Genomic DNA, 23,265 nt, shown 5'->3' on the forward strand with positions numbered 1-23,265 from the left:
CAAGCTTTATTCTTGTTCTCGGTGGCGAATTTTTACATTAGGATGACTCATTGCAAAGCTTTCACCTATAGTTTGCGCTAAATAAACTGAGCGGTGTTGCCCTCCGGTACAGCCAATGGCTATGGTCAAATAGCTGCGGTTATTTCTTTCTAAATGAGGCAGCCATGTTTGCACGAATGTTTGAATTTGCCATGTAAATTTTTGTACTATGCTGTGGCTGGCTAGGTAGTCTTTTACTGGTTGATCTAGCCCTGTGAGTGGCTTAAGTTCAGGCTCCCAATGCGGGTTTGGTAAAAAGCGAGCGTCAAATACATAATCTGCTTCTTTGGGTATACCGTGCTTAAAACCAAATGACTCAAAGGTAATGATCAGTTGTTTGTCTTTTTTACCGAGTATTTTTTCACGAATAGATTCAGCCAGCTGATGCACACTTAAATCCGTAGTATCAATCATATAATCGGCACGGTTAATGAGCACATCAAGGAGTTGTTTTTCTTTTTTTATTGCTAAATCAAGTGGCAGTGAGTCAATCGAAAGAGGGTGAAGGCGCCGTGTCTCTGAAAAGCGTTTAATTAAGGTTTGATCGTCACTGTCTAAATAAAACACCGTTGGCTTAGTAAAACCAGGTAAATATTCAATGATTTCATTAAACTGTTGCTGCTCTTTAGGTAAATTACGCACATCAACACTTACGGCTATTTTGTTGTAGCTGTCGGAAACACTACGAACAAGAGATGGTAATAAATTTAAAGGAATATTATCTACACAATAATAACCTAAATCCTCAACAACACGCAGCGCAACAGATTTACCAGAACCTGAGCGACCACTTATAATTATTAATTCCATTTATCACCCTTAATTGTTACTACGGTTGACTTACAATTACTTGATACAGCTCATTGTCGGATTTTGCCGCTCGTAATTGCTTACAAAATTCTTTATCGTTGAGCTTTTCTGCTATAGTGGCTAAGGTTTTTAAATGCTGCTTATTGTCACCATCAGGTACAATTAAGGCAACAAAAATGTCGACCGGTCTGTTATCTATCGCATCAAAATTAATAGCCGTTTCGCTCACTAATATAAGTGCAAGAGGCTCTTGTACACCACTCATACGACCATGAGGAATTGCAATTCCTCGACCTATACCTGTACTCCCTAGTTTTTCTCTGGCGGTTAACGCGTTAAGAATATCTTGTTGTGTTAAATAGGGCAGTTTATTGTGAGCCAATTCACTGATAAATTCTAAAATTCTTTTTTTACTATTAAAAAGGACCGCAGCTTTACTGCAGTCCTGACAGATAAGTGAGCTTAGTTTCATAGTGTTAGTGTCGAGCAAGTTTCTCTTTGTGTTTAATTACTTGACGATCTAGCTTGTCAATCAGCGAGTCTATAGCAGCATACATATCTTGATGTTCAGTAGAAGCAAAAATCTCAGCGCCACTAACATGAACGGTTGCTTCGGCTTTTTGGTTTAGTTTTTCTACATCGAGAATAACGTGCACATTCGTTATGTGATCAGTGTGCCTCTGTAACTTCGAAAATTTACTATTTACGTAGTCTCTAAGCGAGTCGGTAATATCTACATGGCGACCAGTTAAATTCAGTTGCATAAACATTTTCCTCTTTGTTGTACGCCTTAAATCAAACTTTTACGTTGATTAGACGGGGGAATAGCTAGAGATTCGCGATACTTTGCAATAGTTCTCCTTGCTACTTTAATTCCTTGCTCAGCCAATATATCTGCAATTTTACTATCACTCAATGGTTTAGCTGAGTTTTCTGCAGCGATTAATTTTTTAATTAATGCGCGTATTGCTGTAGATGAACATTCGCCACCATTTTCAGTGCTTACATGGCTTGAAAAGAAATATTTAAGCTCAAAAATACCGCGTGGTGTGTGCATGTATTTTTGCGTAGTAACACGTGAAATAGTCGATTCGTGCATTTCTACCATTTCGGCCACGTCATTAAGTACCATAGGCTTCATCGCCTCAGGACCATGTTCAAAAAAGGCCTGTTGTTGCTGCACAATACAGTTAGTTACTTTAAGCAGTGTGTCGTTTCTACTTTCTAAGCTTTTTATAAACCATTTAGCTTCTTGTAAGTGTGAGCGAATAAACTGGCTATCGCCGCTTGATTTCACCGTACGCGACATAGCTGCATATTGGCTGTTTACCCTAATTTTAGGCATGCTATCTGGGTTTAGTTCAACCACCCAACGGCCTTTTATTTTTTTAACCGACACATCAGGAATAACGTACTCAGACTCTTCTCTAACAATAGTGTCTGCCGGTTTGGGACTAAGAGTATGAATTAACGTCATGACTTCTTTAAGCTCATCTTCTTTGAGCTTAGTTTTTTTCATTAACGTGCGATAATCACGCGCAGCCAGTAAGTCAATGTGATCGGTTAAGATCATTTTTGTTTCGTTTAAAAAAGGCGTGTCTTGGTCAAACTGATTTAGTTGAATACACAAACACTCTTGTAAACTACGCGCGGCTATTCCTACCGGATCAAATAACTGAATACGCTTTAAAACGGCTTCTATTTCATCAAGTTCAACTTCATCTTCTATGTCGTTTTCTTGATTAAAACTTTCTAATATTTCTTCACAGCTAAGGGTTAAAATACCAGAATCGTCCACAGCTTCTACGATTGCAATCGCGATGGCTTCATCTGTTGGGCTAAATGGCGTCAGTTGCAATTGCCACATTAAATATTCATGCAGTGTTTCAGTTGAAGAGCCTTGATAAATTGATTCATCTTCAGGCATTGGTCCCGAGGAAGAGGCCGGTGCTGCGCTCATGTATTCATCCCATGTAACATCCATTGCCATATCATCGCTAATGGTGTCTTTGGTCATGGCTTCGCCGCTATCTTGCTCATATTCGCTAGGTTTTTCGTCAGCTGAAGCACTTAGCATTGATTCATCGGTATCGGCTTTTTGTTCGTTTTTACCCGCAGCATCTTCACTGTAATCTTGCTCTTCAACTTCAAGTAAGGGATTACTATCGAGTGCTTCTTGAATTTCTTGCTGGAGATCCAATGTACTGAGCTGCAATAAGCGAATTGCTTGTTGCAACTGTGGAGTCATTGTAAGTTGCTGGCCCATGCGCAGCTGTAATGATTGCCTCATTTATCTCTAACAATCCTTTTAAATTAGTATGATTAATCTTAGCAGATGCTTAGTGGAATAACACACATATTAGAGCTTGAACTGCTCGCCCAAATAAACATCGCGTACTGTTTTATCGTTTAATACATATTCTGGAGTGCCTGATGCAATTAACTCCCCATGAGAAACTATGTAGGCTTTTTCACAAACATCAAGTGTTTCGCGGACGTTGTGATCTGTGATCAATACGCCAATTCCTCGGTTTTTAAGGTGCTCTATAATCTTTTTAATATCTAATACAGAGATAGGATCAACCCCTGCAAAGGGTTCGTCTAGTAGTATAAATTTAGGATTTGCTGCTAATGCTCGCGCAATTTCAACACGGCGACGCTCACCACCTGACAGAGCCATACCTTGGCTGTCACGAATATGCTGAATACTAAATTCATCAAGTAAATTATTTAAAGTATCTTCACGTTGTTGCTTATTGAGCCCTTTACGTGTTTCTAATATAGCCATTAAGTTTTGATAAACCGTCAGCTTTCTAAAAATAGATGATTCTTGTGGTAAATATCCTATCCCTAGGCGAGCTCGACTGTGCATTGGTAATAAAGTGATATCTTGATCATCGATTGATATTTTACCTTTATCGCTCGGTACAAGGCCTACAATCATGTAAAAGGTCGTGGTTTTACCTGCGCCATTGGGGCCAAGTAAGCCGACAATGCTGCCTGCTTCAACTTCTAGACCAACGTTTTTCACCACTTCACGGCCTTTATAGCTTTTCGCTAATAGCTCTGCTTTTAATGTGCTCATGGTTGGCCTTTATCGTCTTCTTTTTTGTTTTCAACAGGCACTAAAATAGTGTGTACACGGTCTGTTGAGTTTTCGTCTTTTTCTGCGCTAATTAACTGCTGCTCTATATCGTAGGTGATACTTTTAGCAGTTATTTTTTGACCTGCTTGAGCAATACTGGCATCGCCGATTAAGGTTAAAAAACGTTGCGAAACATCGTAACGCACTTCATTCGCACTGGCGCTCATTATGGTGCCATCGGCTTGTGTTTCTTCAAAATATGCAGGGCTGCCTGTGGCAATTAATAATTGCTTGTTATCGCCTAAGTCATCGCGTTTATGCACTTCTAAACGGTCAGCTGTGATACGGCGATTACCATGAATAATTTCAACATTTTTCTCAAAAATGCCCACGTTTTCTTTTAATTGACCTTCCTGCCTGTCAGCACTAATTGAGATTTGATTAGCCGCAGGAGCTTCAGTGGTTTCCTCTGCATGGCTATGAAATGCAATCAGTAATGAAGGAACAATTAGAATTTTAAATAGGTTATTGGTCATAATATAGGGTTCGCGTATGGTTAATAAGTTTAATCACTTCGGTTTTTAAATCGGCCTCAAGGCCTTTACCTGTGATTTTTAAATTAGGTCCTGTAATAACGGCAGGCTGCTCTGACTGCATAGTGAGTAGTTTTATATCTACATTGATGCTATCGGCTGTGATCGTATCGATCATGGCGTTATCGGCTAAATTTAGCGCTTTTACATTGCCCTCTAATACGAGTTGACGATCGTCGTAGAGGGTGGCCTCATCAGCGTTAATACGCCATGTTTGCTGCTCGTTGTATAACGTAAATATAGGTTTTTCAAAAAAGGTAAAACCAAGTTGTTGGTATAACTCCATTTTTACCGCAGTTACTTTGTGGCTTATTTTACCTTGCTCATTATAAGCGGTTTGTTTTAGCTCAATCGCAGTGTAATCAGGCTTAGCAATAGTTTGAGTTTGTTCATCCGCAATAATATCTACCTGAGAAAAATAAGGATACCAAAGCCAAACCATACAGCTTATGAATAAGATGCTCAGTATAATGCGAGCTACATTCATGAACTGGTTCCTTGGCTAGTAAGTGGCTTATTGTTTTCAAGCATCAGTAAATCTGTTAACTCTCTTACTGCGCCAAAGCCGCCTGGCAACTGAGTGACATAATGCGATAAACGTTTAATCAGTGGGTGAGCGTCGTTTACGGCTACTGCAAACCCGACTTTTTCCATCACTGGCATGTCAGGGCCATCGTCACCTATGTAAGCTATTTGCTCATCGCTGAGCGCTAATTTTTGTTTTAATTCTTGATAGGCAATGAGTTTGTCTTCTTGGCCTTGGTATATATGTTGTACGGTTAAATTGCTCATACGTTGTTGAACTATTTTTGAGTGACGACCTGTGATCACGGCAACTTCAAAACCACTATTAATAAGGGCTTTAATGCCAAACCCGTCTTTGGTATTAAAGGCTTTGAGCTCTTCACCTTGGTTGCCAAGATAAATGCGCCCATCAGAAAAAACACCATCAATATCGCAAATTAATAATTTTATTTTTTTTGCGCGCGCTTTTGCATCATCACTTAACGGCTGATAAAGATCTTCAAACTGCATTTATAGCACCCCCGCTTTTAGTAAGTCTTGCATATTTAGTGCGCCAATGGGCTGATTATGCTCATTAATCACAATTAAACCATTAATACGTTTTTGTTCCATAATGTTCAGTGCTTCAGCCGCGAGCATGTCTTGTGTGGCTGTTGTACATGACTTTGTCATCACAACATTAATTTCTGTGCTGTGTATATCAATACGTTGCTCTAAAATACGGCGTAAATCACCATCGGTAAACAACCCCGATAATTGCTGATTACTATTTATAATAGCGGTCATGCCGAGCCCTTTGGCTGACATTTCAATTAAGGCGTCTTTAATGGTTTGCGTTTCATTAATAATAGGCGTGTGAATACCGCTGTGCATTACATCTTTTAAGGTTAAGAGTAAGCGTTTGCCTAAACTGCCACCTGGATGCGACAGTGCAAAATCATCAGCGGTAAAACCACGGGCTTCTAATAATGCTACCGCCATAGCATCGCCCATAGCGAGTGTTGCTGTGGTACTTGCTGTTGGCGCTAAGCCTAATGAGCAGGCTTCTTGTTCAACTTTAATACACACATGCACATTTGCCAATGTTGCCATGGTTGACGTTTCGTTGCCTGTCATAGCAATCATTTTTGCGCCAATGCGTTTTAATACCGGAATAATATTAAGCACTTCACTGGTTTCGCCAGAGTTAGATATAAGCATAACCACATCATTTGATGTAATCATACCTAAATCGCCATGACTCGCTTCACCAGGATGTACAAAAAATGCGGGGCTACCAGTACTCGCTAAAGTGGCTGCTATTTTATTACCGATATGGCCCGACTTACCCATGCCAATAACAATAATACGGCCTGAGCAGTCGTACATTAATTGGCACGCTTGATCAAAGCTTTCATTAACGTATTGTGCGATATCGCTGAGTGCTTGACGTTCTATATCAAGGACGCGCAAGCCTTGTTGAATAAAATTTAGCGTTGCCATGGATCACCCTACTTGACTAAAAATATAACCTTGATAAATCATAAATGCGACGATGAGTACGCCACCTTCTAGTCTATTGATACGTCTTTGACCTCTAAAGTTCAATGACATAGCAATAAGTGCCAAGGTTGCACCGATCATAATTAAAACATCACGGTTAGCTACTGATGCGTCAATAACTGATGGGTTAATTAATCCTGCCAGCGGTAACACCGCGAGAATATTAAAAATATTTGAGCCAACAATGTTACCCAGTGCTAGATCATCTTCATTTTTAAGAACACCCGCAATGGAAGCTGCAAGTTCAGGTAAGCTGGTGCCTATGGCTATTATGGTTAAACCAATTACTAAGTCACTTAAGCCAAAATATTTTGCAATATCAACGGCTGAGCCAACTAAAAAGTGTGAGCTAACAGGAAGTAAAATCATTCCGACGACTAACCAAAAAACGGCTTTTTTGGTTGGGACATTATCAGGTACTTCATCACAGGCTTCGCTAACAAAGGGGTCGTCTTGGTTTTTTGCTCGCAGTGATACAAAAATAAGTCCACTAATAAAAACAACAAAACCAAAGAGTAAGGCTGCGCCTTCAAAAAACGAAAAGTAGTTATCTGAAAAAATATACCAAGTAGCGATAGACACCAATAATACCAGTGGAATTTCTCGTTTTAATGTACTTGAAGAGACTGAAAGCGGTCTTAAAAGCGCTGTAATACCTAATACTAATAATATGTTAGTGATGTTTGAACCAACTGCATTACCTACGGCTGTATCGGTTTTATTTGCCAAAGCAGCCGAAGCGGATACCATCATTTCAGGGGCCGATGAGCCCATAGCTACCACGGTTAAACCTACAATTAATGTTGGTACGCCAAAGTTTTTAGCCAGTGCCGCCGCACCATAAACAAACCTGTCCGCACTCCATACGAGAGCCGCAAAACCGAGAATTAAAATGACAAACGAGGTAACCATTGTGATAAGCCAGTTAGTGTAAATTCAGATAGCGCGAATAGTAACAAAAGCCACCATAAAAGTATAAGTAAAAGAGTAAGCTGTAATACATTAGGCGGTTATTAAAATAATTATTTAATGGGTTAACTTGCTTGTTTAAGCATCGGTTAAGTCAATTTGTCGCAGTCTTATAGCTGTTTTTACGTGGCTATTACAAAATCTTACGAATTGTTTTTTCCATCTTGACCAAAAAACCCTTAAAATAGAAATATGAGAGAATATTGTTATGGAGAGCGACTTGTCGCAATCAATAGTAGAAGTCAAGGATGTTACCTTTTCTAGAGGCGATAGGGTCATATACAAAAATATGAGCTTTGATGTCCCAGAAGGTAAAATTACTGCCATTATGGGGCCAAGCGGAATTGGCAAAACCACGATGCTGCGCTTAATTGGTGGCCAGCTCAAACCCGACTCCGGTGATATTTTATTTAAAAACGACAGCATAGTCGCCATGTCCCGTAAAGAGCTCTACGCGGCACGTAAACGCATGAGCATGTTATTTCAAAGCGGTGCATTATTTACCGATATGTCGGTGTTCGACAATATCGCATTTCCTATCCGCGAGCACACACAGCTCAGTGAAGATTTAATTCGTTTAGTGGTTTTAATGAAACTACAAGCAGTTGGCTTACGTGGTGCTAAAGATTTAATGCCTTCAGAGTTATCTGGTGGTATGGCTCGTCGTGCAGCCTTGGCTCGTTCTATAGCGCTTGATCCTGAACTTATTATGTATGATGAGCCTTTTGCAGGACAAGATCCTATCTCAATGGGAGTGCTGGTTAAGCTTATTAAATCTTTAAATGAAGTACTTGGTTTATCTTCTTTAATTGTTACGCACGATGTGACTGAAGTAATGAGCATTGCCGACCATGTTATTATTATTGCCGATCAAGGTGTGATTGGTAGCGGCACGCCAGATGAAATGCGTCAGCACGAATCACCACTTGTGCAACAATTTTTAAAAGGATTATCAGATGGGCCTGTACCATTTCATTATCCAGCACAAACCTATGCAGATGAACTGTTAGGAGAGTCGCAGTAATGTTGGATTTACTACAAAAAATAGGCCATAAAACGCTGGGTCGATTTGCAGCACTCGGGCGTTCAACGCAAATGTTGGCAAGTGCATTATGGCATTTACCCAATTTAAAAAAAGGTACGCCTCTGCTGGTGCGCCAACTCTACATGGTTGGCTCACAGTCATTATTGATCATTGTTGTGTCAGGATTGTTTATCGGCATGGTTCTAGCGCTGCAAGGTTATACCGTTTTAGTTGATTATGGTGCAGAAGATAGCCTAGGCCCGTTAGTAGCGCTTAGCTTGTTACGTGAGCTTGGACCGGTAGTTACTGCGTTATTATTTGCAGGCAGGGCTGGTAGTGCGTTGACTGCTGAAATCGGCTTAATGAAAGCCACCGAGCAGTTATCGTCGCTAGAGATGATGGCTATCGACCCGCTTAGACGTATTATTGCGCCGCGATTTTGGGCTGGCTTAATTAGTATGCCGTTACTGGCGTTAATTTTTTCAGCGGTCGCTATTATTGGTGCTCACTTAGTCGGTGTTGATTGGCTAGGCGTTGATACCGGAAGCTTTTGGTCAATAATGCAATCTCAGGTGTCGTTTGAAAAAGATATACTAAACGGTTTAATTAAAAGTATCGTATTTGCGATTGTTGTGACTTGGATTGCGCTTTATAAAGGGTATGACTGTATTCCTACATCAGAAGGGATCAGCAAGGCAACAACAGAAACAGTGGTGCATTCATCACTGGCGGTATTAGGTTTTGACTTTATTTTGACAGCGGTAATGTTTACTAGCTAATAGGGTATTAAATAATGAATTCACGGAAATTAGAAATTTTAGTTGGTTTTTTTGTCGCGCTGGGTATCTTGGCATTTTCAATGCTAGCGCTTAAAGTGGCCAATTCAGGTATTAGCGGCTCAGGTGAAACCTACACATTAAACGCCAAGTTTGAAAATATAGGCTCATTAAAAACTCGCGCGCCTATTAAAGTAGGGGGAGTTGTTATTGGTCGTGTCGAGTCAATTTATGTACACCCGCAAGAGTTTTTACCTGTGGTGAACATGAGTATTGATGCGCAGTATTTATGTCGTTTTTCAGATACCAGCTCTATCTCAATTTTAACCTCGGGTATTTTAGGTGAGCAATATTTAGGTATTAACCCTGTGATCGCCTCGGATTCAGCTAAGCAACGTTGTTTAGGCGAAGATGTAGCAAACAGTGCACAAGACCAAGCTATTGATGATTTATTTGGTGTGCAAAGCAAAGCATTAGCAAGTGGCGATTCAATTACTGATACCAAATCGGCATTGGTACTTGAAGAATTAATTGGCCAGTTCTTATTCAACCAAGGTAGTGAGTAATTATTATGTTGAAAACATTTTTAGTAAATATTGCGCTGGTAAGTTTAATGCTATTACAAAGCGTGCAAGCAGCAGAAGTAAAATTAACTGATCCTAATAAAATGGTACGTCAAGTTGCTGACAATACCTTTGCACGAATTACTCAAGATCAACCATTAATAGTAAAAGATAAAGAACATTTACGTGTTATTGTTGAAGAAGAGTTAATGCCGTACATCGACTACAAATATGCAGCACTAAGAGTGTTAGGTAGCGAAGTTTCTAAGGTACGCGCAATTACCGACAAGGCAGAAAAAGCAAAAGCAATTGAAGATATTCAGCGTTTTATTGGTGCGTTTAGAGAGTATTTAGTTGCCACCTATGCCGGTGTATTTACCCAATACACTAATCAACAAGTTGAATTTGCTGCCGAGCAACCGTTTAAAGGTAAAGACGTGGTGGTGGTAAAAACCAAAATTGTTGAAGCGGGTAAACCTGATATAAAAATTGATTTTAAAGTACGTGAAGACCGAAGCGGTGAGTGGCGCGCTTACGACATGATTGCTGAAGGTATTAGTTTACTTGATGCAAAACAAAGTGAACTTCAGGGTATTTTACGCCAACAAGGTATTGACCATGTTAGCGGCCTATTAGAGCAAAAAAGTAAGCTACCGGTTCAGTTTAGAGGCAGCGATACAAATGAGTAAATTGGCAATCAGCCAAGTTGATGAGCAGCATTTACGAGTTACTGGTGAATTGACTCATAACTCAATTGGCAATGAACGGCTTCTGAACACTAAGCGACAAACTAAGCATAAAACCCTTTATTTTGACCTAACTGAGGTCACAAGGGTTGACACAGCCGGCTTAGCTTGGTTAATTCACTCTTTTACAGAATTTAAGCAGCAAGGTATTCGCCTTGAATTGCAAAACCCACCTGAACAACTGCAAAATCTTATGCAGTTGGGTCAGGTTACAACCCTATTTGAGTGAGAGTTATGGAAACGAGTCAAGTCGAAACATTATTACGCGACGAACTTCAGTTAGCTGAAGTACATGTAAAAGCCAATGGCAGTCATTATGAAGTAATTGCAGTTGGTGAATGCTTTGACGGATTAAGTCGTGTTAAAAAGCAACAGTTAGTGTATGGCCCATTAATGAATACTATTTCAGATGGCACCATTCATGCTGTTTCTATCCGCGCTTTTACTCCGACTGAGTGGAAACGTGAGCAAAAATTCATTTTACCGCAATAAATAAGGCCCCTTAGATGGATCAATTTGTAATTCAAGGTGGCACTTCGCTGGCTGGTGAAGTAACTATTTCTGGCGCTAAAAATGCGGCACTGCCTATTTTATTTGCAGCCTTATTACCCGAGGGCAAGAGCACCTTTACTAATGTACCGCGCCTTCGCGATATTATAACTACTGAAGCCTTATTAAAAACCTTAGGCGCTGATGTTCAGTGGCAAGGTGATTCACTTATTATTGATGGTGCAACGGTAAATAGTACGTTAGCGCCTTATGAATTAGTAAAGCAAATGCGCGCATCAGTGCTCGCACTTGGGCCTTTAGTGGCTCGTTTTGGTGAGGCTCAAGTATCTTTGCCGGGTGGCTGTGCTATTGGTGCACGCCCAGTTGATATTCATATTCAAGGTTTAGAGCGCATGGGCGCGCAAATAACTGTGGAAAATGGTTATATTAATGCCAAAGTAGATGGACGCTTAAAAGGCGCTGAAATTTTCATGGAAATGATCAGTGTCGGTGCTACCGAAAACTTACTCATGGCGGCAACGCTTGCAGATGGCAAAACTGTTTTAGAAAATGCAGCGCGCGAGCCCGAAATCATTGATTTAGCTAATTGCTTAATTGCAATGGGCGCTAAAATTACTGGTGCAGGTTCTAGCCGTATTGAGATTGAAGGGGTTGAGCGTTTATCAGGTTGTGAGCACCGCATATTGCCGGATCGTATTGAAACCGGTACCTTCTTAGTTGCCGCCGCGATGGCCGGTGGCGAAGTACTGTGTAAAATGACCGACTTTCATTCACTTGAGCCGGTAATTGAAAAACTGCGTGCAACCAATGCGCTACTAGAAGTGCATGAGGATAGTATTTATCTTGATATGCGAGGCCGAGAGCTTAAAGCGGTTAATATTAAAACTATGCCGCACCCAGGATTTCCAACCGACATGCAAGCTCAATTTACCGCTTTAAATGTAGTGGCTAACGGCAGTGCGACCATTACCGAAACTATTTTTGAAAATCGGTTTATGCATGTGCCTGAGTTACAACGTATGGGCGCTAATATTCGCCTTGAAGGCAATACGGCTTTTTGTGGTGAGACACAAAGCTTATCGGGTGCGCAGGTTATGGCAACCGATTTACGAGCATCAGCGAGCCTTATTTTAACGGGGATTGTGGCCCAAGGTGAAACGGTTGTTGATCGTATTTATCATGTAGATAGAGGTTATCAGCGTATTGAAGATAAACTCAGTGCGTTAGGTGCTAACATCAAACGCAAAAGCAATTAGTTAGTCTAATACATAACCTGAACTCTGGATAATAAATCTATTTCAAGCAGCTATTTTCAGCGCTAACTGCGTTGAATTTACTTGCAATAGGCTAGCTATTGACGCGTAATTTCGCCTTGTTTTCACAGAAAATCTCTAGCTAGAGAAAAACTAAACATAAATATCATTTTTGATTCAATATGTTAGTAAATCTCTTAACCAGAGTTCAGGTTACATTTATTATTCTAACGCATAAAAAACGCGATTATATATCGCGTTTTTTTATGCTGATGTCAAAGGGTAAACAAGCGCTTTATAGCTTGGTTTCAAGCTCGGCTACTTTCACCATTATTTTTTGTATTTTACCGTTACGGTATAGCTCAAACTCAATCTCTTTACCTGGCTCGGTACTGCCAATCTTTTTTAATACATTTTGTGGATTAGCCACTGAAAGCCCAGCAATTTTAATTACAATATCTTGCTCTTCTATACCCGCCTGCCATGCAGGACCTAGAGGGTCGAGATTGGTAATACGCATGCCTGCGACAGGCGTTAAGCTATCATTGACCTCTTTGCCTGTACTATCTACTGCAGTGCCTTCAAAGCCCAAATAACCACGAACAACGCGACCATGGCGAATAAGTTTCCCCATAACTTCTTTAGCAAGGGTATAAGGTACAGCAAAAAATATTCCCTGAATGTTCAAGTTCTCACGGGTTTTAAATTGGGCTGAGGTGATCCCTACTAAGTCGCCATTAGAATTTACCAGCGCTCCCCCCGAATTACCCACGTTAATAGCGGCATCCATCTGCAATAAATTATTGTAAGGACTGTCGGTAATTTTTTGCTTTCCAGTGGCGCTAATGATCCCCTGAGTAATTGTTTGCCCTAAATTTAATGGATTCCCGATTGCTAACACCAAATCGCCTACATTCGAGGTGTAGTTGTCATTAACAGGAATAACAGGGAGGTGGTTGGCATTTATTTTTAATAATGCTAAATCGGTAATGGTATCAAAGCCAATAAGTTGTACATCAAAAAAACGTCTCCCATCGGTAAGAATCACCAGTATTTGATCGGCATTATTGATCACATGGTAGTTTGTCAATATATAGCCATCGGGTGACATGATCACCCCAGATCCTAACTCTTGCACGGTATTTTGGCGTTTGTAGCGTGGCTCTTTTGAAATGCTTTCTGAAAAAATAGTAACAACCGATGGTGCTGCGCGTTTAACCGCATCAGAAAAGCTCAAATGGCTGGCGGTCATTGCACTGGGCAGGGGTACATTAGGTAGTAATGCGGTACGCATGTTAGGGCTGAAAAAAACCACTAAAAAAGCTATGCCTAAACCGGCAAACAAAGGAGGAAGTACAAATTTTAGAAGTTTTAGCACGGTATTCTTATTGTTAGTGAGCAATCCCTTTATGATGGCACAAAAAAAATAACAGCGGCAAGTGCCGCTGTTACTTTTATTGTATTATTACTGAATTAATACAAAGATAGACTCGCGTCCGCGTTTAACACCTAACACAATATTACCTTGAATATTGTCGATAATTTGGTTCATATCGCGAATGCTTTCTACCCGTTGACGGTTTACTTGCACAATAACATCGCCTTCTTCAAGGCCAACCCGTGCTGATGGTGAACGAGGATCGACCGAGGTTACCTCAATGCCTTTCATTTTGTTTTTCTTCACATTTTCTAGTGTTGCACCTTGGAATGCTGGGTGTAATTCTTCACCTGCAGCTGTAATTCCTGATGCGCCATCTAGGGTAACTTCAACGTTTTTAACTTTACCGTCACGATAAATTCCTAGCTGCACTTCACGGCCTTCACCTAAGGTGGCTATTTTGCTTCGCAGTTCATGGAAGCCACTAATTTCACTGCCATTAATGCTAATAATCACATCGCCTGCTTTAATACCGGCTTTGCTGGCAGCTGTATCATCGAGTACCTGCATAACGTAAGCACCTTGTTTAACATCAAGCTGCTGTGCTTTGGCAAGGCCTGCATCAAGAGGGCGGCCTGAAATACCTAGCGAGCCACGGCGTACTTCACCATGTTCTACAATTTGATCAACAAGGTTTTTCATCATGTTTGATGGAATAGCAAAACCAATCCCCACATTACCACCCGATGCACCTAAAATAGCGGTATTAATACCAATCAACTCACCGTTTAAATTAACTAAAGCGCCACCTGAGTTGCCTTGGTTAATCGCGGCATCGGTTTGAATGAAATCTTCGTAACCTTCAATATTTAAACCACTACGGCCTAGTGCGCTAACAATACCTGAGGTAACTGTGTGGCTTAAACCAAAAGGGTTACCAATAGCTACAGCAAAATCACCGACACGTAAGTCATCTGAGTTAGCAAGTTTTACCGCGGTTAATTCATCTGCGTCTATTTGTAGTAGCGCAATATCAGACTCTTTATCGCTGCCAATTTTTGTTGCATCATATTCGCGACCATCTTCGAGGGTAACTACCATTTTTTCGGCGTCTTGTACTACATGGTTGTTGGTAACCACATAGCCTTTGTCGGCATCAATAATAACTCCAGAGCCTAAACCACTAAACTGTCGCTTTTGGCTACGTGGCTGCGGGTTACCAAAAAAGAAATCGAGTGGGTCACCGCGTCGACGCACTTCTTTAGAGCCTGAAACCTGAATACTCACTACACCTGGCGTGATTTGCTCAAGCATAGGGGCAAGTGTTGGTAATTGTTGACCATTAACGGCAACCGGCAACTTAGCAAACGAGGCGGTTGGACTTAATAATAAGCTAGTAGATAAAATAGCAGCACTGATAAGTGATAATTTCATTTTCATAGTCAGGGTTTACTCCACTTAAAAAGCAAAAGGCTGCAATAAGCAGCCTCAAAAAAGTATATCAGTAAGATAAAACAACAAAGCTGTTATATCTAAAGACTATGGGGTCAAAAAAAAGTTCATCAAGATGCTTTAGAAGTATTCTCATCACCTGCAAATAAACCTGACTTACCCGACACATAATCAGCTGGTTGAGCATCGGCGTTTGAGCGATCTGAACTACGTTCTTTTAATGACGCTTGTAATTGCTCTGTGGTTTCTTTTGAGAAAAACGGTTCAGCAGGGGCTTTATTTCTGTCTTCAAGTAACAGTTGATTAGTTTCTTCAACGTGACTTAATAACTGATCGTAGTTTTCTTTCATTTTGTTTACTAACTTACCAGTATTCGCTAAATGGTCGGCAACATCTTGGCGATACTGCTCAAGCGAATGCTTAGCTTGCTCTGCTTGTTGCTCTAATTCATCTTGTTTAAACTGTTTTTTAGTGACAAAGGCACCAACGAAAAATGCAGCAATAGCAACTACTATCACTAACCCTACCCATGTAAATGTACCCATAAATTCACCTCTATGCGAAAATAACTAAAAAATTAAAATGCTACTAAGTCTAATATACCCTGAGTATTGATGCGTGTTAATATGCTTTACAAATTAAACTGTGTTTTAACTGTAAATAGATATGACTCCTTGGCAAACATACCAGCAAGACCTTCAACGCGATGACTTTGTACATGACGCAGCACAAGAAAATGCAGTTCGTCATTTACAGCGTTTATACGACGATTTAACACAAGCAAAGCCACAATCTAAAGGTTTTTTTGCAAAGCTTTTTAATAAAGCAGAGCCAGCCCCTATTAAAGGTTTATACTTTTGGGGTGGTGTAGGCCGTGGTAAAACTTATCTTGTTGATACTTTTTACGAAGCTTTGCCTGGCGATAGAAAAATGCGAGTGCATTTTCACCGCTTTATGCACCGAGTACACGATGAACTTAAAAAGTTAAATAACACTGCCAACCCTTTAGAAACAGTAGCAGATATTTTTAAAGCAGAGACAGACATAATTTGTTTTGATGAATTTTTTGTTCAAGACATTACTGATGCCATGTTGCTCGGTGGTTTAATGGAAGCATTATTCGCTCGCGGTATTGTGTTGGTTGCCACGTCAAATATTATACCTGACGACTTATACCGCAATGGCTTGCAGCGTGCCCGTTTTTTACCGGCTATTGCCTTGGTGAATAAGCATACGGAAATAGTTAATGTTGATTCAGGCGTTGATTACCGATTGCGTACTCTTGAGCAAGCAGAAATTTTTCATAGCCCGCTTGATGAACAAGCCGATAAAAACCTATTCGAATATTTTGACAAGCTCTCGCCAGAAGTCGGTAAACTAGATACCCCAATAGAAATAGAAGGGCGGATGATCAACACTCGCAAAGTATCTGACTGCATCGTTATGTTTGAATTTAGCGAACTGTGTGAAACTGCCCGTAGCCAAGTTGATTACATGGAAATAAGCCGATTATATAACACGGTGATTTTATCTAATGTAAAACAGCTAGGGCAAAATAATGATGACGCAGCAAGGCGCTTTATTGCGTTAGTAGATGAATTTTATGAGCGTAATGTAACGTTAATTATCTCTGCAGAAAAACCGATTACCGAGCTCTATACACAAGGCAATTTAAACTTTGAATTTAAACGCTGTATTAGTCGCTTACAAGAAATGCAATCGCTAGAGTATTTAGCCCGAGAGCATTTAGCTTAAAATACGAAGGTTAGCGGGCGACGGGCTGCGGGTCTCGAGCAAAACATCTAACTTCTAAATAAAAAAACCTTGCGATGTTAACCGCAAGGTTTTTTATTTTCTCGAACCTCGAACCTCGAACCTCGAACCTCGAACCTCGAACCTCGAACCTCGAGCTTATCTCATAGTAACAAACTCTTCCGACCCGGTTGGGTGTAGTGCGACAACCGCATCAAAATCGGCCTTAGTTGCGCCCATTTTCATGGCGACTGCAAAACCCTGAATCATTTCATCAACGGTAAAACCAATACCGTGTAAGCCCACAACTTTTTCATCATCGCCTGCACACACTAACATCATATTACAGGCTTGGCGGTGCTGAGTAACTGCGGTATACATAGCCGCAAAGCTTGATTTATATACTTTGACATTTTCGCCGCCGTACTGAGAAATCGCTTCTTGCTCAGTTAAACCAATTGTGCCGATAGGTGGGTGGCTAAATACTACGGTTGGTACTAGGCTGTAGTCCATTTTTAAATCGTTCGGCAATTCTTTATTAAATAAACGCTCCGATAGAGTACGACCCGCTTTAACAGCAACCGGTGTAAGCTCAATACCATTTTCGATAATATCACCCACAGCGTATACATTTTCAGCTGTGGTGTTTTGGTATTCATCTACTTTTACATAACCGCTTTCGTTTACTTCTACGCCTGCTGCAGCAAGGTTAATTTTATCGGTTGTTGGCGTGCGGCCTATAGCCCAAATAACCTGATCAACATTTTCGCTGTAACCATTCTCGAAATGAATCGTTAAGCTGCCATCAGCCTCTTTTACCACTTCTTTTGGTGAACACTCAGTGTGCAGTGTTGGGCCTTCTTTTGCCATAATATCAACCAGTGTGTCGATAATGTATGGGTCAAAGGTACGTAGTGGCTTGCTCTTACGAACAAATAAGTGAGTTTGTGTACCTAAGCTGTGCAGCACACCGGCAATTTCTACGGCAATATAACCGGCACCAACAACAGCAACACGTTTAGGTTGTTCGTTCAGCTCAAAAAAGCCGTTTGAATCAATACCGTGTTCAGCACCTGGAATATTAGGAATAGTAGGGCGGCCACCAACGGCAACTAAAATGTGATCGGCAGTATAGTGTTCGCCATCTACTTCAACGGTTTTACTATCAACAAACTTTGCAAAACCTTTGATCACAGTTACGCCATTTTTAGCTAAACCATTATCATAGCCTTTGTGAATACGGCCAATATAGGCTTCACGGCTTTCTACTAGTTTTGACCAGTCAAAGCCTTTAACTTCAACATCAAATCCGTAATCAGGAGCATAAAGATTAATAGCTTCAGCAACTTGAGCACCGTGCCACATTACTTTTTTAGGAACACACCCTACGTTTACGCAGGTGCCACCCATGTGTTTTGCTTCAATAAGTGCTACTTTTGCGCCACGCATTGCTGCACGGTTAGCTGATGCAATACCACCACTACCGCCACCAATTGCAATGTAATCAAAATGCTGAGCCATGTTTAATCCTCTAAATGTGTTTAACAATGTTTTACCGATAATATCATATGCGATGAACAAGTCACTTGTTCAGGTTTGCTAAAATCTCTACCATCAAACGAAAATCAAGCTAGTTAAGATCAAGGTATTATTAGTCGAGCGTATATTAAGCTAAGAGCTGAACACTTCCCCTTGTATTTACGTATTTTGCCCCAACTTCATTTTTATATTTGCACAAACTGAGAATGACTATGAGCAATGCACAAACAAATCCCCTAATCGGGCTTGAAGGTTTACCGCCTTTTTCAAAAATAAAGCCAGAGCATGTTGTCCCGGCACTAAAAAAAGGTATTGAGCACTGTCGCAGTGCAATTGATGATGTATTAGCAAAGCAATCATACACCTGGAATGATTTAGTATTACCCCTTGAAGAAGCTGACGATAAACTATCGCGATTATTTTCACCGGTATCACATTTAAACTCGGTGATGAACAACGATGAACTTCGCGAAGCTTATGAGCAGTGTTTACCGCTTATTTCTGAATATTCTACTTTTGTTGGCCAACACCAAGGCTTATATGAGGCTTACAGCGCGCTTTATAATAGCGATGAATTTAAAACACTCACTACCGCTCAGCAGAAAACTGTTACCAACGCATTGCGTGACTTTAAGCTTTCAGGCATTGCACTAAATCCTGAGCAGCAAAAACGCTACGGTGAAATTAGTGCGCGTTTATCAGAGCTTGCTTCAAAATTTGGTAATAATGTGATGGATGCCACGCTTGCATGGCATAAGCATATTACCGATGAAAGCCAACTAGCGGGTTTACCAGAGTCAGCACTGGCATTAGCGGCCGATACAGCAAAAAGTAAAGACTTAGAAGGCTGGGTATTCACTCTCGATTTCCCTTCTTACTTACCTATAATGACTTACGCAGACGACCGTGAACTTCGCAAAGAAACATACACCGCGTTTTCTACTCGTGCATCCGATCAAGGGCCAAATGCGGGTGAGTTCGATAACTCAGCGATAATGAGTGAAGAACTGGCACTGCGTCATGAGTTAGCACAATTACTAGGCTTTAATAATTACGCCGAAAAATCGTTAGCTACAAAAATGGCAGAATCACCTGCACAGGTATTTTCATTTTTAGAAGATTTAGCCGCTAAATCTAAGCCACAAGCAGAGCAAGAGCTTAAAGAGTTGCAACAATACGCAGAGCAACAGCACGGTATTAGTGAACTACAGGCATGGGACTTTGGTTATTACAGCGAAAAGCTAAAGCAAGAAAAATACGCGATTTCAGATGAAGTATTACGCCCATACTTCCCTGCCGATAAAGTGCTTAGTGGTTTGTTCGAAACCGTTAACCGCTTATTTGGTATTACAGTTAAAGAGCAAAAAGACATTGATTTTTACCATAAAGATGTGCGCTTTTTTGAAATTTACGATAGCAACAATACTTTACGTGGTCGTTTCTACTTAGATTTATACGCCCGTGACCACAAGCGTGGTGGTGCGTGGATGGATGACTGTATGGGCCGTAAAGTGCGTGCTAATGGTGAACTTCAAACACCAGTTGCTTACTTAGTGTGTAACTTTAATAAAGCGATTGGCGATAAGCCTGCTTTGTTTACCCATAATGAAGTAACCACACTGTTCCATGAGTTTGGTCACGGCATTCACCACATGTTAACTCAAGTAGATGCAGCGCCTGTTGCTGGTATTAATGGTGTGGCATGGGATGCCGTTGAATTGCCAAGTCAGTTTTTAGAAAACTGGTGTTACGAAGAAGAAGCCCTAAGCTTTATTTCAGGCCACTTCGAAACCGGTGAGCCATTACCAAAAGAGCTACTAGATAAACTATTGGCCGCTAAAAATTACAACTCAGGTATGCAAATGCTAAGACAACTTGAGTTCTCGTTATTCGATTTTAAAATTCACCATGACTACGTGGCAGACAAACCATGTAACATTCAAGCTGTGCTTGATGATGTACGCAGTCGTACCTCAGTCATTAAGCCGCCAGCGTTTAACCGTTTTCAGCATGGCTTTAGTCATATTTTTGCGGGCGGTTATAGTGCAGGTTATTACTCGTATAAATGGGCTGAAGTACTTTCGGCAGATGCCTACTCTAAATTTGAAGAAGAGGGGATTTTTAATCCACAAACTGGCCAAGCGTTTATGCAGCATATTCTTGAAAAAGGCGGCAGCGAAGAGCCAATGGCACTGTTTAAAAACTTCCGCGGTCGTGAGCCAAGTGTAGATGCACTTCTGCGCCACAGCGGCATCGCCGCTTAGGGTCTGTTGATTTTTGCGGATTAAAATATAATTACAAAAGCGCCCCAGAGGCGCTTTTTTATTGCCTAAAATACAGCGCTGTTAAAGAATATTTTGAATAAATTTTAGTAGTTTTAACATGGCGTACTATGCTTTGAACAAAGTACTAAAAGGGACTAACGCATGGCAAAGTTAATACTGGCAATTGATGACGATAAATTAATGCACCATATTATTGAAGAATCTTTAGCTGGGTTTTGCAAAGTGATCCACGCCAAAAATGGTGAAGATGGCATAAGACAAGCGATTAAATATAACCCCGATATTATTTTGCTTGATGTTGAAATGCCAGGCATGTCTGGTTATGAGGTTTGCCAAACTATTAAACAAAATAAAGCCACAACAGATATTCCGGTAATGTTTTTATCATCCAAAGTGGGGCAAGCTGAACGTATTAAAGGGTTTAGTGTTGGCGGGGCTGACTACATTTTGAAGCCTTTTAACGCACAGGAGCTGATGGCACGGATTAAAATTCTTTACCAGTACCGCAAGCAGTGTGCAACACTGCAATATGATATAGCAAAGGCCAATAAAACAGCTGAAATGGCGATGATTGAAACCGGTGACATGGGGCGCATTATGCGGTTTGTTTGTCAAAGCTATCATGCCGATAATTTAGAATTACTAAGTGAATACTTTTTAGGTTTTTTTACTCCATTACACCTCAATGTCGTGGTTGTTTTTTGGCAAAATAACCAGGGAATGTTTTATAGCCAAGAAACTGGTGTATGCCCATTAGAGCAAGAGCTACTCATACAGCATAAAAATGCAGAACGCTTTGTTGATATTGGTCATAGTACTATTATTAATTACCCTAATATTTCACTATTAATTAAAAATATGCCTGTAGATACGCCATCACTTTATGGCCGCTATAAAGATTTATTTCCGCATATTTTAGAAGTAACTAACGAAAAAGTAGTGACTATACAGCAGCACCAATATCGACTAATGCGCGACAATGAGCTAACCCTTGCTTTTAAAGATATTGTTGCCCAGCTTAAAAATCAAAACGCCATGCAAACGAGTGCAATTAGCCAGCTTACAGAGCAACTTGAGCAACTCCAATCGCTAATGCAAACACACAACGAGATATCAACTTCGCAATTTAATGAGCAAATAACTCAGCTTAGTCATACATCACAGCAGCTGGTTGCAACCACTAATGATTTAGCCTTTATTAAGCACCAACTAAAAACAACCACTCAACAGCGTGATGACTTAATTACTCAAACACAACTAAGTAAACAACAAACGCAGCCAGAACCTGAGAGTGAAAATAACGATATTGAGTTGTTTTAAACTAGAGATCGTATATTGGCTTTGTTTGGGTATAATAACGGTGAAATTTATCATCGGAGTGTGAAGTGGTTATACAGTGTGCGTTTAAAGAGTGTCGACCTTATTTAAATGAGTTAGAAGCACGCTTTGGGCTTGCTCAATGGGCAGAGCAAAGCAGTGGTTTTAGCTTGCATTACGATGATAAAGGACTAAGCCTGTATAAAACTGACGAGCCAAAATTAGGTGCTATTAACGTAGACTTTGTAACTGGTGCCGTTGCACATAGGCGTAAATTTGGTGGTGGTAAAGGGCAATCAATTGCCAAAGCAGTTGGTCTTAACAAGGGCGCAACGCCAGTGGTACTCGATGCCACAGCAGGCCTTGGGCGTGATGGTTTTGTGTTAGCCTCATTAGGCTGTAAAGTAATTTTACATGAGCGCCATCCCGTGGTTGCTGCACTGTTATATGATGGCTTACAACGTGCTTATAACGATAGTGAAATTGGCCCATGGATGCAGCAAAATATGAGCCTTATCTTTGGCTCAAGCCATACTTTACTTGCTCAATGTGACAGCATGCCCGATGTGGTTTACCTTGATCCAATGTTCCCGCACCGTGAAAAATCAGCGCTGGTTAAAAAAGAAATGCGGGTATTCCAAGAGTTAGTGGGTGGCGATACCGACGCCGATGATTTACTCGATTTTGCTTACCCTCTTGCCAGTAAGCGTGTAGTAGTGAAACGCCCCGATTATGCACCATTTTTAAATGATAAAACTCCAAGCATGCAAATCAAAACCAAGAAGAACCGCTTTGATGTGTATGTAAAAGCCGCGATGGTTTAGGTTAAAGAACAGTTTTTAGTCTTCAGCTGTCAGTTGCCAGCAAAAGATTAAGCCAAGTACGGTGTTTGGGTTAAACGTAGGCGGAGCTTTACGCCGCGCAGGTAGTTTGACATGTTGTGAAAGTGCGCGAGGTAAACTCTCGCCTATAATATAAAAACTGGGCTTGCATAAGGCTCGGTGTTTTATTTTACTACCTGACCGCTGACCGCTGACCGCTGACCGCTGACCGCTGACCGCTGACCGCTGACCGCTGACCGCTGACCGCTGACCGCTGACCGCTGAC

At 40.8% G+C, this 23,265-nt stretch carries 25 protein-coding genes; 11 read left to right on the forward strand and 14 right to left on the reverse strand.

Going from position 1 to position 23,265, the window contains the following annotated elements; translation table 11 throughout:
• Positions 1–6: 6 nt before the first annotated feature.
• The 10 genes from rapZ to AN392_RS16895 form a co-directional block, all read right to left on the reverse strand.
• Positions 7–849 (reverse strand): RNase adapter RapZ, encoded by an 843-nt coding sequence (gene rapZ, locus AN392_RS16850; protein WP_010390558.1) that lies wholly within the window; start codon positions 847–849, stop codon positions 7–9.
• Between the two features lie 19 nt (positions 850–868).
• On the reverse strand, positions 869–1,321 hold the full coding sequence (gene ptsN, locus AN392_RS16855; RefSeq protein WP_010390560.1) for a PTS IIA-like nitrogen regulatory protein PtsN: 453 nt from the start codon (positions 1,319–1,321) through the stop codon (positions 869–871).
• Positions 1,322–1,325: 4 nt separating this feature from the next.
• Complete coding sequence (gene hpf, locus AN392_RS16860; protein WP_010390562.1) at positions 1,326–1,613, reverse strand: ribosome hibernation promoting factor; 288 nt, start codon at positions 1,611–1,613, stop codon at positions 1,326–1,328.
• Positions 1,614–1,639: 26 nt separating this feature from the next.
• Positions 1,640–3,139, reverse strand: a complete 1,500-nt coding sequence (locus AN392_RS16865; protein ID WP_055013334.1) for an RNA polymerase factor sigma-54 — start codon at positions 3,137–3,139, stop codon at positions 1,640–1,642.
• Between the two features lie 69 nt (positions 3,140–3,208).
• The gene (gene lptB, locus AN392_RS16870; protein WP_010390565.1) at positions 3,209–3,934 is read right to left on the reverse strand and encodes an LPS export ABC transporter ATP-binding protein; all 726 of its coding nucleotides are present in this window, start codon (positions 3,932–3,934) and stop codon (positions 3,209–3,211) included.
• Positions 3,931–4,470 (reverse strand): lipopolysaccharide transport periplasmic protein LptA, encoded by a 540-nt coding sequence (gene lptA, locus AN392_RS16875; protein WP_010390566.1) that lies wholly within the window; start codon positions 4,468–4,470, stop codon positions 3,931–3,933. The genes lptB and lptA overlap by 4 nt, the downstream gene beginning before the upstream one ends.
• Positions 4,460–5,014 carry an LPS export ABC transporter periplasmic protein LptC gene (lptC, locus tag AN392_RS16880; RefSeq protein WP_055013335.1) on the reverse strand — a complete coding sequence of 185 codons (555 nt, stop codon included), beginning with the start codon at positions 5,012–5,014 and terminating at the stop codon, positions 4,460–4,462. Before lptC ends, lptA begins: the two co-directional genes overlap by 11 nt.
• Positions 5,011–5,562 carry a 3-deoxy-manno-octulosonate-8-phosphatase KdsC gene (gene kdsC / locus AN392_RS16885; RefSeq protein ID WP_010390568.1) on the reverse strand — a complete coding sequence of 184 codons (552 nt, stop codon included), beginning with the start codon at positions 5,560–5,562 and terminating at the stop codon, positions 5,011–5,013. Before kdsC ends, lptC begins: the two co-directional genes overlap by 4 nt.
• Entirely contained in the window at positions 5,563–6,534 is a 972-nt protein-coding gene (locus AN392_RS16890) for a KpsF/GutQ family sugar-phosphate isomerase (protein WP_054202370.1), read from the reverse strand. It lies immediately after the preceding gene.
• 3 nt (positions 6,535–6,537) lie between these two features.
• Entirely contained in the window at positions 6,538–7,506 is a 969-nt protein-coding gene (locus tag AN392_RS16895) for a calcium/sodium antiporter (protein ID WP_055013336.1), read from the reverse strand.
• A gap of 265 nt (positions 7,507–7,771) precedes the next feature.
• On the opposite strand from AN392_RS16895, the gene AN392_RS16900 reads away from it, so the two are divergent.
• The 7 genes from AN392_RS16900 to murA are packed head-to-tail and all read left to right on the forward strand — an operon-like array spanning position 7,772 to position 12,438.
• Complete coding sequence (locus tag AN392_RS16900) at positions 7,772–8,587, forward strand: ATP-binding cassette domain-containing protein (RefSeq protein WP_082424821.1); 816 nt, start codon at positions 7,772–7,774, stop codon at positions 8,585–8,587.
• A complete protein-coding gene (gene mlaE, locus AN392_RS16905; RefSeq protein WP_055013338.1) occupies positions 8,587–9,366 on the forward strand; it encodes a lipid asymmetry maintenance ABC transporter permease subunit MlaE in 780 nt (259 codons plus the stop codon). The genes AN392_RS16900 and mlaE overlap by 1 nt, the downstream gene beginning before the upstream one ends.
• Before the next feature lie 14 nt (positions 9,367–9,380).
• A complete protein-coding gene (gene mlaD / locus AN392_RS16910; RefSeq protein ID WP_008115537.1) occupies positions 9,381–9,929 on the forward strand; it encodes an outer membrane lipid asymmetry maintenance protein MlaD in 549 nt (182 codons plus the stop codon).
• 5 nt (positions 9,930–9,934) lie between these two features.
• Positions 9,935–10,615, forward strand: coding sequence for a phospholipid-binding protein MlaC (locus AN392_RS16915; RefSeq protein ID WP_055013339.1), 681 nt, complete (start codon positions 9,935–9,937; stop codon positions 10,613–10,615).
• A complete protein-coding gene (locus tag AN392_RS16920; protein WP_010390575.1) occupies positions 10,608–10,901 on the forward strand; it encodes a lipid asymmetry maintenance protein MlaB in 294 nt (97 codons plus the stop codon). The genes AN392_RS16915 and AN392_RS16920 overlap by 8 nt, the downstream gene beginning before the upstream one ends.
• A gap of 5 nt (positions 10,902–10,906) precedes the next feature.
• On the forward strand, positions 10,907–11,164 hold the full coding sequence (locus AN392_RS16925; protein ID WP_007378312.1) for a BolA family protein: 258 nt from the start codon (positions 10,907–10,909) through the stop codon (positions 11,162–11,164).
• 14 nt (positions 11,165–11,178) lie between these two features.
• Positions 11,179–12,438 (forward strand): UDP-N-acetylglucosamine 1-carboxyvinyltransferase, encoded by a 1,260-nt coding sequence (gene murA / locus AN392_RS16930; RefSeq protein ID WP_055013340.1) that lies wholly within the window; start codon positions 11,179–11,181, stop codon positions 12,436–12,438.
• A 292-nt stretch (positions 12,439–12,730) separates the two neighbouring features.
• On the opposite strand, the gene AN392_RS16935 is transcribed toward murA, so the two are convergent.
• The 3 genes from AN392_RS16935 to AN392_RS16945 all read right to left on the reverse strand — a co-directional run bounded on the left by AN392_RS16935 (position 12,731) and on the right by AN392_RS16945 (position 15,810).
• Positions 12,731–13,813, reverse strand: a complete 1,083-nt coding sequence (locus AN392_RS16935; protein WP_055013341.1) for a trypsin-like peptidase domain-containing protein — start codon at positions 13,811–13,813, stop codon at positions 12,731–12,733.
• Positions 13,814–13,900: 87 nt separating this feature from the next.
• Positions 13,901–15,253, reverse strand: coding sequence for a Do family serine endopeptidase (locus AN392_RS16940; RefSeq protein ID WP_055013342.1), 1,353 nt, complete (start codon positions 15,251–15,253; stop codon positions 13,901–13,903).
• A gap of 122 nt (positions 15,254–15,375) precedes the next feature.
• Positions 15,376–15,810 carry a YhcB family protein gene (locus AN392_RS16945; protein ID WP_055013343.1) on the reverse strand — a complete coding sequence of 145 codons (435 nt, stop codon included), beginning with the start codon at positions 15,808–15,810 and terminating at the stop codon, positions 15,376–15,378.
• Positions 15,811–15,931: 121 nt separating this feature from the next.
• On the opposite strand from AN392_RS16945, the gene zapE reads away from it, so the two are divergent.
• Positions 15,932–17,020, forward strand: a complete 1,089-nt coding sequence (gene zapE, locus AN392_RS16950; RefSeq protein WP_054202362.1) for a cell division protein ZapE — start codon at positions 15,932–15,934, stop codon at positions 17,018–17,020.
• Positions 17,021–17,176: 156 nt separating this feature from the next.
• Here the strand turns inward: zapE and gorA are convergent, their stop codons facing one another.
• Positions 17,177–18,538: a glutathione-disulfide reductase gene (gorA, locus tag AN392_RS16955; RefSeq protein ID WP_055013344.1), complete on the reverse strand. Its 1,362-nt coding sequence runs from the start codon at positions 18,536–18,538 to the stop codon at positions 17,177–17,179.
• A gap of 230 nt (positions 18,539–18,768) precedes the next feature.
• On the opposite strand from gorA, the gene prlC reads away from it, so the two are divergent.
• The 3 genes from prlC to AN392_RS16970 all read left to right on the forward strand — a co-directional run bounded on the left by prlC (position 18,769) and on the right by AN392_RS16970 (position 22,982).
• A complete protein-coding gene (gene prlC / locus AN392_RS16960) occupies positions 18,769–20,820 on the forward strand; it encodes an oligopeptidase A (RefSeq protein ID WP_055013346.1) in 2,052 nt (683 codons plus the stop codon).
• Between the two features lie 162 nt (positions 20,821–20,982).
• Positions 20,983–22,161 (forward strand): PleD family two-component system response regulator, encoded by a 1,179-nt coding sequence (locus AN392_RS16965; protein WP_055013345.1) that lies wholly within the window; start codon positions 20,983–20,985, stop codon positions 22,159–22,161.
• A gap of 65 nt (positions 22,162–22,226) precedes the next feature.
• Complete coding sequence (locus tag AN392_RS16970) at positions 22,227–22,982, forward strand: class I SAM-dependent methyltransferase (RefSeq protein ID WP_008467222.1); 756 nt, start codon at positions 22,227–22,229, stop codon at positions 22,980–22,982.
• Positions 22,983–23,265: the final 283 nt, after the last annotated feature.

The sequence above is a fragment of the Pseudoalteromonas sp. P1-16-1b genome (genome assembly GCF_001401785.1).
GTDB lineage: Bacteria > Pseudomonadota > Gammaproteobacteria > Enterobacterales > Alteromonadaceae > Pseudoalteromonas > Pseudoalteromonas undina.

Coding starts and splice junctions, on each gene's coding strand:
- AN392_RS16900 (WP_082424821.1), top strand. CDS start 7,772: ATGGAGAGCGACTTGTCGCAATCAATAGTAGAAGTCAAGGATGTTACC.
- lptC (WP_055013335.1), bottom strand. CDS start 5,014: ATGAATGTAGCTCGCATTATACTGAGCATCTTATTCATAAGCTGTATG.
- rapZ (WP_010390558.1), bottom strand. CDS start 849: ATGGAATTAATAATTATAAGTGGTCGCTCAGGTTCTGGTAAATCTGTT.
- gorA (WP_055013344.1), bottom strand. CDS start 18,538: ATGGCTCAGCATTTTGATTACATTGCAATTGGTGGCGGTAGTGGTGGT.
- AN392_RS16890 (WP_054202370.1), bottom strand. CDS start 6,534: ATGGCAACGCTAAATTTTATTCAACAAGGCTTGCGCGTCCTTGATATA.
- AN392_RS16915 (WP_055013339.1), top strand. CDS start 9,935: ATGTTGAAAACATTTTTAGTAAATATTGCGCTGGTAAGTTTAATGCTA.
- prlC (WP_055013346.1), top strand. CDS start 18,769: ATGAGCAATGCACAAACAAATCCCCTAATCGGGCTTGAAGGTTTACCG.
- hpf (WP_010390562.1), bottom strand. CDS start 1,613: ATGCAACTGAATTTAACTGGTCGCCATGTAGATATTACCGACTCGCTT.
- lptA (WP_010390566.1), bottom strand. CDS start 4,470: ATGACCAATAACCTATTTAAAATTCTAATTGTTCCTTCATTACTGATT.
- ptsN (WP_010390560.1), bottom strand. CDS start 1,321: ATGAAACTAAGCTCACTTATCTGTCAGGACTGCAGTAAAGCTGCGGTC.
- AN392_RS16940 (WP_055013342.1), bottom strand. CDS start 15,253: ATGAAAATGAAATTATCACTTATCAGTGCTGCTATTTTATCTACTAGC.
- lptB (WP_010390565.1), bottom strand. CDS start 3,934: ATGAGCACATTAAAAGCAGAGCTATTAGCGAAAAGCTATAAAGGCCGT.
- AN392_RS16945 (WP_055013343.1), bottom strand. CDS start 15,810: ATGGGTACATTTACATGGGTAGGGTTAGTGATAGTAGTTGCTATTGCT.
- zapE (WP_054202362.1), top strand. CDS start 15,932: ATGACTCCTTGGCAAACATACCAGCAAGACCTTCAACGCGATGACTTT.
- AN392_RS16895 (WP_055013336.1), bottom strand. CDS start 7,506: ATGGTTACCTCGTTTGTCATTTTAATTCTCGGTTTTGCGGCTCTCGTA.
- mlaE (WP_055013338.1), top strand. CDS start 8,587: ATGTTGGATTTACTACAAAAAATAGGCCATAAAACGCTGGGTCGATTT.
- AN392_RS16865 (WP_055013334.1), bottom strand. CDS start 3,139: ATGAGGCAATCATTACAGCTGCGCATGGGCCAGCAACTTACAATGACT.
- AN392_RS16920 (WP_010390575.1), top strand. CDS start 10,608: ATGAGTAAATTGGCAATCAGCCAAGTTGATGAGCAGCATTTACGAGTT.
- kdsC (WP_010390568.1), bottom strand. CDS start 5,562: ATGCAGTTTGAAGATCTTTATCAGCCGTTAAGTGATGATGCAAAAGCG.
- mlaD (WP_008115537.1), top strand. CDS start 9,381: ATGAATTCACGGAAATTAGAAATTTTAGTTGGTTTTTTTGTCGCGCTG.
- AN392_RS16925 (WP_007378312.1), top strand. CDS start 10,907: ATGGAAACGAGTCAAGTCGAAACATTATTACGCGACGAACTTCAGTTA.
- murA (WP_055013340.1), top strand. CDS start 11,179: ATGGATCAATTTGTAATTCAAGGTGGCACTTCGCTGGCTGGTGAAGTA.
- AN392_RS16965 (WP_055013345.1), top strand. CDS start 20,983: ATGGCAAAGTTAATACTGGCAATTGATGACGATAAATTAATGCACCAT.